The following is a 9,896-nucleotide window of genomic DNA, read 5'->3' as shown; positions in this document are numbered from 1 at the left end:
GTTTGTGTAGCCCCACCCTTAAGGGTGGGGATAAAAAAAAGGATGTTGGAAGCAAAATTTTATAGACCGCGCAGGCGGGCTTTGTTTGTGTAGCCCCACCCTTAAGGGTGGGGATAAAAAAAAGGATGTTGGAAGCAAAATTTTATAGACCGCGCAGGCGGGCTTTGTTTGTGTAGCCCCACCCTTAAGGGTGGGGATAAAAAAAAGGATATTGGAAGCAAATTTGGTATCAGAATGCATTCGCCCTTTTCCTATTCTAAAATGCAAAGAAGTCGGGTAACTTCTGCGAAACCTAACTTCTGAAACTTTATGCCTAACGACTAAAGTCGCGGCTACACAAACAAAGACCGCCTGCGCGGTCTATAAGAGTAAGGGGGGTTGTTAATCCGGATTTGGTATCATTTCAAACTCAATATCATCCAAACATCCCGCCAAAAAACTCGATTGTTTCCTTCAACGCTGCAATAAACGCATCAATTTCTTCCCGCGTGTTGTAGAAATACAAACTCGCCCTCGCAGTAGACGCCACGTTCAAATAACGGTGTAAAGGTTGCGTACAATGATGCCCAGAACGAATCGCAATCCCAGACTGATCTAACATTGTGGACAAGTCGTGAGGATGAACTTCTCCCGCCGTAAATGCAGCGAGTGCGGCTCTACCTTCTCCATTTTGATCTGGTTTTGGCCCGTAAATTCTGATTGTGGGAATTTGCTGCAATTTCTCGCATAAATATGCAGTCAATTCGGCTTCGTAGGCGTGGATTTTGTCCATGCCGATGTTAGTAAGATAATCTACTGCTGCACCGAGCGCGATCGCTTCTGCAATAGCAGGTGTCCCCGCTTCAAATTTGTGCGGAATATCGGCATAGGTAGAACGCTCTAAAAACACATCCGCAATCATCTCGCCACCACCCAAAAACGGCGGCATCGCCCGCAGTATATTTTGTTTTCCGTATAAGAAGCCGATCCCGGTGGGGCCGCACATCTTGTGACCCGAAGCTACGAGCCAATCGCAGTCGATATCCTGCACGTTTAGGGGCATGTGGGGGGCGGCTTGGCAGGCATCAATTAATACCTTCGCTCCGTAATGGTGAGCGATCGCGCAAATCTCTTTCACCGGGTTGATGCATCCCAAGGTGTTGGAAACATACACGGTGGAGACTAATTTTGTCTTATCGGATACCAGTTTTTTGAACTGTTCTAAATCGAATTCTTCGTTTTGATTCAGTTCGACAAATTTCAACACCGCGCCGGTTTTTTGGGCGACAAATTGCCAGGGAACTAAGTTGCTGTGGTGTTCCATTACGGTGAGGATAATTTCATCTCCCCGCTGGAGGTTTGTCATTCCCCAAGCATAAGCGACTAAGTTAATTGCTTCGGAAGCGTTACGGGTATATATAATTTCTTCTGTTAAAGCAGAGTTGACAAATTTAGCTACTTTTACCCGCGCTGCTTCATAAGCGTCTGTTGCTTTGGCGCTGAGGGTGTGAACGCCGCGATGGACGTTGGAATTATATTGTTCGTAATAGTCTTTAATCGCATTTAGCACCGCCAATGGTTTTTGAGAGGTGGCGGCGTTGTCGAGGTAAACTAATGGTTTGCCGTTGACTTCTTGGTGCAAAATCGGGAAGTCAGCACGGACTTTATCGGCTAAGGTTTTTTCTTTGGTAACAGTCATGGTTGGGTAATTGCTAATTGCTAATTGGTAATTGCTAATTGCTAATTGCTAATTGCTAATGGGTTAATATTTTTTTATTAGCCATTAGCCATTAGCCATTAGCGATTACCGTTTCATTAAGTTTACGGCAGAATAGAGGGTTTCCCGTAGAGAAGCTATGGGGAGTCGATTGAGAATTTCCGCAGCGAAGGCGTTAATCAAAAGGTTGCGGGAGTCGTCTTGATTTAATCCGCGACTTTGCAGGTAAAAGACTTCATCGTCTTCTAATTGACTCACCGTTGCGCCGTGGGAACATTTGACGTTATCGGCGGTAATTTCTAGCTGGGGTTTGGTATCGACTCTCGCTTTGGGAGAAAGTAACAAATTGCGGCTTAATTGCGCGGCGTTGGCGAGTTGTGCCGGTTTGGGAACGAAGATTTTACCGTTAAATACGCCGTGGGCTTTATCGGCGACAATGCACTTATGAATTTGGTTTGTAGTGCCGTGAGGTTTGGTAAGTTTAATCGCGCTGTGGGTATCTGCTAACTGTTCGTTAGCAATCATTGTCAAACCGTTGAGATTGGTTTCAGTTTGTTCGCCTGTCTGCAAAATTTCTAGATTGTGGCGGGAGATTTTGCCGCCCAAACTAATCGCATTACAAGTATAGCGACTATCGCGGGCTTGCGCGATCGCACTCAGTCCCACGTGATACGCTTCCCCGCTTTCTCGTTGCAGGCGAGTGTGGTTAACCGAAGCATTTTCTCCCACCCAAACTTGCGTCACTGCGTTGGTAAAAGTCGCGCCTTTACCGATAACCGTATAATCTTCAACGAAGGTGATGCTGCTACCCGGTTCGGCAATTACTAAACAGTGGGGTAAAGATAGGATTGGTGTCTCTCCAGGCATCGCTACATAGAGGATGTGGATAGGCGTTTCAATTGCCTGGTTTTTGGGTACATATATTACCGCCGCATCGACTAACCCCGCCATATTTAACGCCGCGAATACATCGTGGTATTCTTGGGATTGGGAGAGATGTTCTCGGATGCGATCGCTATAATTTCCGGGTGCTTGGGTTAAGTTACCCGCAAAAAATTCCATCCCCAAAGTTGGTAGCAGCGACGCTTCTACTGAGGATAGCGAGGGTACATAATAACCATTCACGAATACAATTCGCAACGGCAAAGCATTCTTATCCCTCACAGGTAAAGTGAGATCGGATAATTTGAGGGAAGATTCGCGATTAACATCGGGAACTTGGAAAGGAATATCCAAAATTGGGGATATATCCGTAAACCGCCATTCCTCATCCTTTGTAGTAGGAAATTTACTCGCCAGGACATATTCAACAGCGGCGTCGCGCACATCTTTTAAACCGTGGGCGCAAGCTTCCCGCTTCGCCTTTCCCAGCTTGCGGCATTGATTAACTAATTCGGGCAAATAAGCATCGCGAGGGGCAACTTTTGTATTCATTACGCCGTCACCTCAGCCGCACTTTCTTGCATTACCCAATCGTAACCGCGTGCTTCCAATTCCAGCGCCAATTCCTTCGTTCCCGTCCGAATAATTCGCCCATCTGCCATTACGTGAACGTAGTCGGGAATGATGTAATCCAACAACCGCTGATAGTGGGTAATAACTAACATCGCATTCTCAGCATTTGCCAGTTCATTTACCCCATTGGCAACGATTTTCAGCGCGTCGATATCTAAACCCGAATCCGTTTCATCCAATATCGCTAACTTCGGTTCTAATAAAGCCATTTGCAGAATTTCATTCCGCTTCTTTTCCCCACCGGAGAAACCCTCATTTACACTCCGCCCCAGAAAGCTGGGATTCATCTTCACCAATTCCAGCTTTTGCTCAACCAAATCTTGGAAATCAAACGCATCCAATTCTTCCAATCCCTTACTCTTGCGATGGGAATTATAAGCCACCCGCAAGAAATCTAAATTGCTCACACCCGGAATTTCTAAAGGATATTGGAAAGCCAAAAACACTCCTGCCCTCGACCTTTCTTCCGGTTCCATTTCAAACAGGTTTTGCCCTTGGAAAATTACCTCGCCACCCGTGACTTCGTAAGCAGGATGCCCCGCCAAAACCTTAGACAAAGTACTTTTTCCAGAACCATTCAACCCCATAATCGCGTGGATTTCTCCCGCCTTTACTTCCAGATTCACACCTTTAAGAATCTGCGTTCCATCTACATCCGCAGTGAGATCCCTCACCGATAGGATAACCTCACTATTTTCAATAATCATCTTTCTTCCTTTCTTCCTTCGCGTCCTTCGCGCCTTCGTGGTTCATTAATTAAACTGGATGCCCATCCAAAATCTCGATTATCTCTCTTCTCTGCGCCCTCTGTGCCTCTGTGGTTCGTAATCTTACCCTCAGACTATTTAAGCAACATTCTGGCAGTGTCAGGACTCTTGGGATTGACAATCAATCTTTCTTGCTTGGGATCGATTAAAACATCCATTGCCCGCATTGGAATTGCACCGAGTAAAACTTCTGCCTCACCAGGAATCACCAACGCACTAACAATTGCTATTCTGTTCTCAAACCTCACCTCTACAGAGCCAACAACTTCTACGTTAATGATACTTCCATCTGCCAATTCAGCTTGTTTTTCATCCAGTTTACGCAGACGAAGTTGGTTTTTAATTGACTCAGGAATAGTTAGCATTGAAGCACCGCTGTCTACTAATGATCTAACTGTAGATCGCCGAATTTGGTCTTCTTGAATATATCCTTCGTCAAGCAGTGCTAAATCATCGCTGCGAATTAGTTCTATATCTGCGTAAGTGATTCCCATACTTGCTGTTTTCACTGGAAGTAACCTCCTTACTCGAAGCGAGGTAGAAGCGAGGCAGAGCCTCGTAAATGCGTTCCCAGGCTGGAGCCTGGGAACGAGGGAGTGGGGGTACAATTAACCTACGCTGCCTTCTAATTTCAGGCTCAACAATTTGTCAGCTTCTACGGCAAATTCCATTGGCAATTTATTGAATACATCTTTACAGAAGCCGCTAATCATCATTGAAACAGCATCTTCTGCGGAAATTCCCCGCTGAGCAAAATAAAACAATTGCTCTTCCCCTATTTTGGAAGTAGAAGCTTCGTGTTCTACTTTACCAGTGTTGTTTTGCACTTGGATATAGGGGAAAGTATTCGCTTGGGCGTTATCCCCAATCAACATCGAGTCGCACTGGGAATAGTTGCGCGCGCCTTTAGCATTGGGGCCAAATTTCACCAAACCGCGATAGCTATTCTTGGAATTACCAGCAGAAATACCCTTAGAAATAATTGTGCTGCGGGTATTTTTGCCGATATGTACCATCTTCGTTCCGGTATCGGCTTGTTGCTTGTTATTGGTGAGGGCAACCGAGTAAAATTCACCAACGGAATTATCTCCCACTAACACGCAACTAGGATATTTCCAGGTGATAGCAGAACCCGTCTCAACCTGCGTCCAAGAAATCTTAGAATTGACGCCTTGGCACAATCCCCGCTTGGTGACGAAGTTGTAGATTCCGCCTTTGCCGTTTTCGTCGCCTGCGTACCAGTTTTGCACGGTGGAATATTTAATTTCGGCGTTATTTAAGGCAACTAATTCCACGACGGCGGCGTGCAATTGGTTGGTGTCGAACATGGGGGCGGTACAACCTTCCAAGTAAGACACGTAGCTGTCATCTTCGGCAATAATTAAGGTGCGTTCAAATTGTCCCGACTCTCCCGTATTGATGCGGAAATAGGTGGACAATTCCATCGGACAATGGACGCCTTTGGGAATATAAACAAACGAACCATCGCTAAATACTGCCGAGTTGAGGGCGGCGAAATAATTATCCGCGATGGGAACGACGCTACCCAAATATTTCTGGATTAATTCGGGATGTTCCTGCAATGCTTCGGAGATGGAACAGAAGATTACGCCTTCCTTCGCCAACTTCTCCTTGAACGTCGTCGCGACGGAGACGCTATCGAAGATTGCATCCACCGCTACGTTGGAGAGGCGCTTCTGTTCGGAGAGGGGAATACCCAGTTTCTCGAAGGTTTCCAGCAGAGTGGGGTCTACTTCCTCGATGCTGTTGAGCTTTTTCTTTTGCTTGGGAGCAGAGTAGTAGATAATATCTTGGTAGTTAATCGGAGGATAGGTGACGTGGGGCCAGGTTGGCTCGGTCATCTTCAGCCACTGGCGATATGCTCGCAGGCGAAACTCCAGCATGAACTCCGGTTCGTTCTTTTTGGCGGAGATCAGGCGCACGACATCCTCGTTTAAGCCCTTGGGAATCGTATCTGTTTCGATATTGGTGACGAAACCGTACTTATAGGGCTGATTGACTAATGTTTGAACCGTAGGACTCATTCTCGTGTGTTCTCTCGTGTTCTAGACGATTCTCTTAAGGATGGCAGTCAGGCTGGGAGCATCTATCGCGAGCTGAGCGGATGGATGCCAACCCTTACTAAAGAGACATTACAATATAGTAAAACAACATGTTTGTTGCTTAACTCTATTTTAGGCTACATTAGCAACAATCAAGTTGTCAAAGTCAAATAGAATTTTTTTCGTTTTGGCTCTCGGTGTAGGACTTTAGGGGCGATGATGGCGACTACTCAGCAACCTTCCACCAAACAGGACATCCTGCAACACTTACTGGAGCGGGGTCAAGCGACAGCGCAGGAGTTGGCAGATTCTCTCGATATTAGCCCGCAAGCGGTGCGGCGTCATTTAAAGGACTTAGATGCGGAAGATTTAATCGAGTACCAAACGGTGCAAGTGGGGATGGGGCGTCCGCAGCATGTATACAAGCTTAGCCGCAAGGGGCGAGATCGCTTCCCCGACAGTCACGGTAAATTTGCCGTCTCCCTCCTCGATACCCTCGCCGAAACGATGGGGTATGACCAGGTGAATACCATTCTACGCAAGCAATGGGAACGCAAGGGGATCGAGTATCGGTCGCGGGTGGGTAGCGGATCGTTGAGCGATCGCGTCGCCAAATTAGTCGAACTTCGCAAAGCCGAAGGCTACATGGCAGAGTACTATCCGGTAGAATCAAATAATTCCCCAGATGCGGCTCCCCGCTTTATGTTCACCGAGCATAATTGTGCCATTGCCGACGTTGCCGAAACCTTCCCCAGCGTCTGCGGTCACGAATTAGAAATGTTTTCTCTAGTCCTGCCCGATTGTACCGTAGAACGCACCCACTGGTTAATTAACGGCGAACATCGCTGCGGTTATTTAATTACCAAATTAGGGGCTAGGGGCTAGGAAAGAAACAAAATAAATCTAAAATCTGCAATCTGCAATCTGCAATTAACATGAACGCACCACAACAACCAGGAACGCAGTTTTTATCGTTGGAAGAAGCTTATAAAGTGGACGCTGCGTTATTGGCTTCCCATGAAAAGTTTTTAACCAGAATCACAATTTCATCTCAAAAGCTGTTAAAGCATATTGCCCAAGAATACGGCATCTCAATTGAAGATTTGACGACGGATCAAATTATTGCCTGGTTTGAAAAAGATGGGAAAATTCGCCGCGACCAGGGAAGCGAAGCAGCATTTTTGAAGTGGTAAGAATTACTCCCCTACCCTCCTACCCGCCCGGAGATTAAAATCCCTGGCTAATAGCGAAAGTCCTCTGAAGAGGACTGGGAAAATTTATAATTTAGCTTGGTAATTGGTAATTGGTAATTGGTAATTGGATGAAAAGCCAGTAAACCTGAATTAGAGAAATAGTAGAGCGATCGCTATGATTACAACTACAGTAAAAAAACTAACTTTTGCAGAATTCCTAGAACAGTATCCAGACGGTTATGGGATTTTTGAACTCGTAAATGGAGAAATTGTGAGAGTAGAATCAACCAGAGCGCATAAGAATGTAGCAAGATTTCTAATGCTGTCATTCAATGATGAAATTAGGCGATTAAACCTTGACTATATTGCCGATCAGACTGTACTCATCAGAACTTTTACCGCCAATGGACAAGAACAAGGTAGAAACCCAGATGTGAGCGTAGTTAGTGCATCGCTGTGGAACTCGAATGTAACAGCTTATGGTGCGCTGATCGAACCTATTCAGTTAGCAGTGGAAGTAACTTCAACGAACTGGGATGATGATTACGTTGACAAATTAGATGAGTATCAACGACTGGGTATTCGTGAATATTGGATTGTCGATTATTTAGCTATTGCTTCTAGAAGTTATCTGGGAAATCCCAAAGTACCTACAGTTTTTGTTTATCAGTTGGTTGATGGTCAATACCAAACCACATCATTTAGAAGGAATGACAGAATTATCTCTCCCACTTTTCCAAAGTTAGAGATAACCGTCGATCAAGTTGTACAGAGCAGTCAGATGAGAAAACTGTAATTAGAGAAAGAGTAGAGCGATCGCTATGATTACAACTACAGTCAAAAAACTAACTTTTGCAGAATTCCTCGAACAGTATCCAGACGGTTATGGTATTTTTGAACTCGTAAATGGAGAAATTGTGAGAGTAGAACCAACTAGAGCGCATAAGAATGTAGCCAGATTTATTGTCAAATCTTTTGACAGAGAAATCGACCGTTTGGGACTCGACTATATTGTTGACAAAGATATACTCATCAGAACTGTTACCGCTAATGGACAAGAACAAGGCAGAAACCCCGATGTGAGTGTAGTTAGGGCATCTTTGTGGAATTCAAATGTGACGGCTTATGGTGCGCTTATCGAACCAATTCAGTTAGCTGTAGAAGTAAACTCAACGAACTGGGATGATGATTACATTGATAAATTAGATGAGTATCAACGCCTGGGTATAGCTGAATATTGGATTGTCGATTATTTAGCTATTGCTTCTAGAAATTATCTTGGTAATCCCAAAGTTCCTACAGTATTTGTATATCAGTTAATTGACGGTCAATATCAAGCGCAAGCTTTTAAAGGTAATGAACGCATTGTTTCTCCTACTTTCCCAGAATTAGAGATAACGGTTGAGCAAGTTGTAAACAGCAGTCAGATGGGAAAACTTTAAAATTGCAGATGGCAGATTTGAGATGGCAGATGTTCTTTTAAATCTAAAATCTGCCATCTCAAATCTAAAATTCCTCTAGTCTCCCAAATAAATCCCCAATCCTTTGGCAGTTTTAACCAGAGTCCCATTGGGATCTACTGCTCTATATTGAGCTATTGCTTCCCCAATTGGCACGCTGACTACTTGGCGGTTTTGCCAACCCACCATATGGTCGTATTTACCTTCGGCAATTAAATCAACTGCCGCTACTCCAAAAGCAGAAGCAATTAATCGATCTAATGGAGAAGGAGTCCCCCCCCGTTGAATGTGTCCCAAAACAATCACTCGCGTTTCCGCACCCGTACAAGCAGAAATTCGATCTGCCAAATAATCCCCAATGCCGCCTAATCGACATTGTCCCAAACGATTGGTGCGGGTAACTGTCTCACCCGTATCTGTACGCACTGCCTCGGATACAACTATTAAAGAATAGTTTTTTCCCCGATCCTGACGTTCAAAGAGTTTCTGACAAAGATTGTCCAGACTATAAGGAATTTCCGGAATCAGAATTACATCCGCACCCCCGGAAATTCCGGCACTGATGGCGATGTGTCCCGCATCCCGTCCCATCACTTCTAAAATCATTACCCGACTGTGACTGGCTGCGGTAAAATGCAATCGGTCGATTGCTTCTGTGGCAATGTTAACCGCAGTATCGCACCCGATAGAATGCTCGGTAATTCCCACGTCATTATCAATTGTTTTGGGAATTCCTACCAGATTGAGATTGCCTTGTTGGGCAATTTTTCGCAAAATTGCCAGACTTCCATCCCCGCCAATGCCGATGATGGCGTCTAAACCGAGTTGGTGGTAGCCTGCGATAATGTCAGACGAGCGATCGCATACCGTTCCATCCGGCATCGGGAAGGCAAAAGGGTTGCCTTCATTGGTTGTTCCCAACACCGTCCCGCCTGCGGTAAGCAACGAATCCACTTTATCGATACCAAGCGGCATCACTTTCGGCGGATGGTGCATTAAACCTTGGGTAGCTTGACGAATTCCCAACACTTCCCAACCATAGCTTCCCACAGCGCGGTGTACCACCGCCCGAATGGCAGCATTTAACCCAGCACAGTCGCCGCCGCTGGTTAAAATGCCAATGCGTTTATGTTCTCCCATATTCTTTTATCTGAATTGCGTGAACTGCGCCATCCATCAGTCAAGCATCAAATGCTACAAAA

General features: G+C 45.4%; 10 protein-coding genes. 4 read left to right on the top strand and 6 right to left on the bottom strand.

From position 1 onward, the window contains the following. Nucleotides 1–415: 415 nt before the first annotated feature. The 5 genes from MiSe_RS29360 to sufB form a co-directional block, all read right to left on the bottom strand. The gene (locus MiSe_RS29360; RefSeq protein ID WP_226587141.1) at nt 416–1,678 is read right to left on the bottom strand and encodes a SufS family cysteine desulfurase; all 1,263 of its coding nucleotides are present in this window, start codon (nt 1,676–1,678) and stop codon (nt 416–418) included. Nucleotides 1,679–1,783: 105 nt separating this feature from the next. After that, nucleotides 1,784–3,130: a Fe-S cluster assembly protein SufD gene (sufD, locus tag MiSe_RS29355; RefSeq protein ID WP_226587139.1), complete on the bottom strand. Its 1,347-nt coding sequence runs from the start codon at nt 3,128–3,130 to the stop codon at nt 1,784–1,786. Next, entirely contained in the window at nt 3,130–3,918 is a 789-nt protein-coding gene (sufC, locus tag MiSe_RS29350) for a Fe-S cluster assembly ATPase SufC (protein ID WP_226587137.1), read from the bottom strand. The genes sufD and sufC overlap by 1 nt, the downstream gene beginning before the upstream one ends. Before the next feature lie 134 nt (nt 3,919–4,052). Next, a complete protein-coding gene (locus MiSe_RS29345) occupies nt 4,053–4,487 on the bottom strand; it encodes a clan AA aspartic protease (protein ID WP_226587136.1) in 435 nt (144 codons plus the stop codon). A 99-nt stretch (nt 4,488–4,586) separates the two neighbouring features. Next, nucleotides 4,587–6,023 (bottom strand): Fe-S cluster assembly protein SufB, encoded by a 1,437-nt coding sequence (gene sufB / locus MiSe_RS29340; protein ID WP_226587134.1) that lies wholly within the window; start codon nt 6,021–6,023, stop codon nt 4,587–4,589. A 237-nt stretch (nt 6,024–6,260) separates the two neighbouring features. Between sufB and sufR the strand changes: the two genes are divergently transcribed. The 4 genes from sufR (at nt 6,261) to MiSe_RS29320 (ending at nt 8,676) form a co-directional block, all read left to right on the top strand. Beyond that, nucleotides 6,261–6,926, top strand: coding sequence for an iron-sulfur cluster biosynthesis transcriptional regulator SufR (gene sufR, locus MiSe_RS29335; protein WP_444980567.1), 666 nt, complete (start codon nt 6,261–6,263; stop codon nt 6,924–6,926). 50 nt (nt 6,927–6,976) lie between these two features. After that, entirely contained in the window at nt 6,977–7,234 is a 258-nt protein-coding gene (locus tag MiSe_RS29330; RefSeq protein ID WP_226587131.1) for an NDH complex assembly factor CRR9, read from the top strand. Between the two features lie 175 nt (nt 7,235–7,409). Continuing rightward, nucleotides 7,410–8,030, top strand: a complete 621-nt coding sequence (locus MiSe_RS29325) for a Uma2 family endonuclease (protein WP_226587129.1) — start codon at nt 7,410–7,412, stop codon at nt 8,028–8,030. Between the two features lie 25 nt (nt 8,031–8,055). Then, nucleotides 8,056–8,676 carry a Uma2 family endonuclease gene (locus MiSe_RS29320; RefSeq protein WP_226587128.1) on the top strand — a complete coding sequence of 207 codons (621 nt, stop codon included), beginning with the start codon at nt 8,056–8,058 and terminating at the stop codon, nt 8,674–8,676. 75 nt (nt 8,677–8,751) lie between these two features. On the opposite strand, the gene MiSe_RS29315 is transcribed toward MiSe_RS29320, so the two are convergent. Continuing rightward, nucleotides 8,752–9,834 (bottom strand): ATP-dependent 6-phosphofructokinase, encoded by a 1,083-nt coding sequence (locus tag MiSe_RS29315; protein WP_226587126.1) that lies wholly within the window; start codon nt 9,832–9,834, stop codon nt 8,752–8,754. Nucleotides 9,835–9,896 lie beyond the last annotated feature (62 nt).

This window comes from Microseira wollei NIES-4236, from assembly GCF_020521235.1.
Classification (GTDB): Bacteria; Cyanobacteriota; Cyanobacteriia; order Cyanobacteriales; family Aerosakkonemataceae; genus Microseira; species Microseira wollei.
This window is presented reverse-complemented; position numbering and strand designations above follow the sequence as displayed.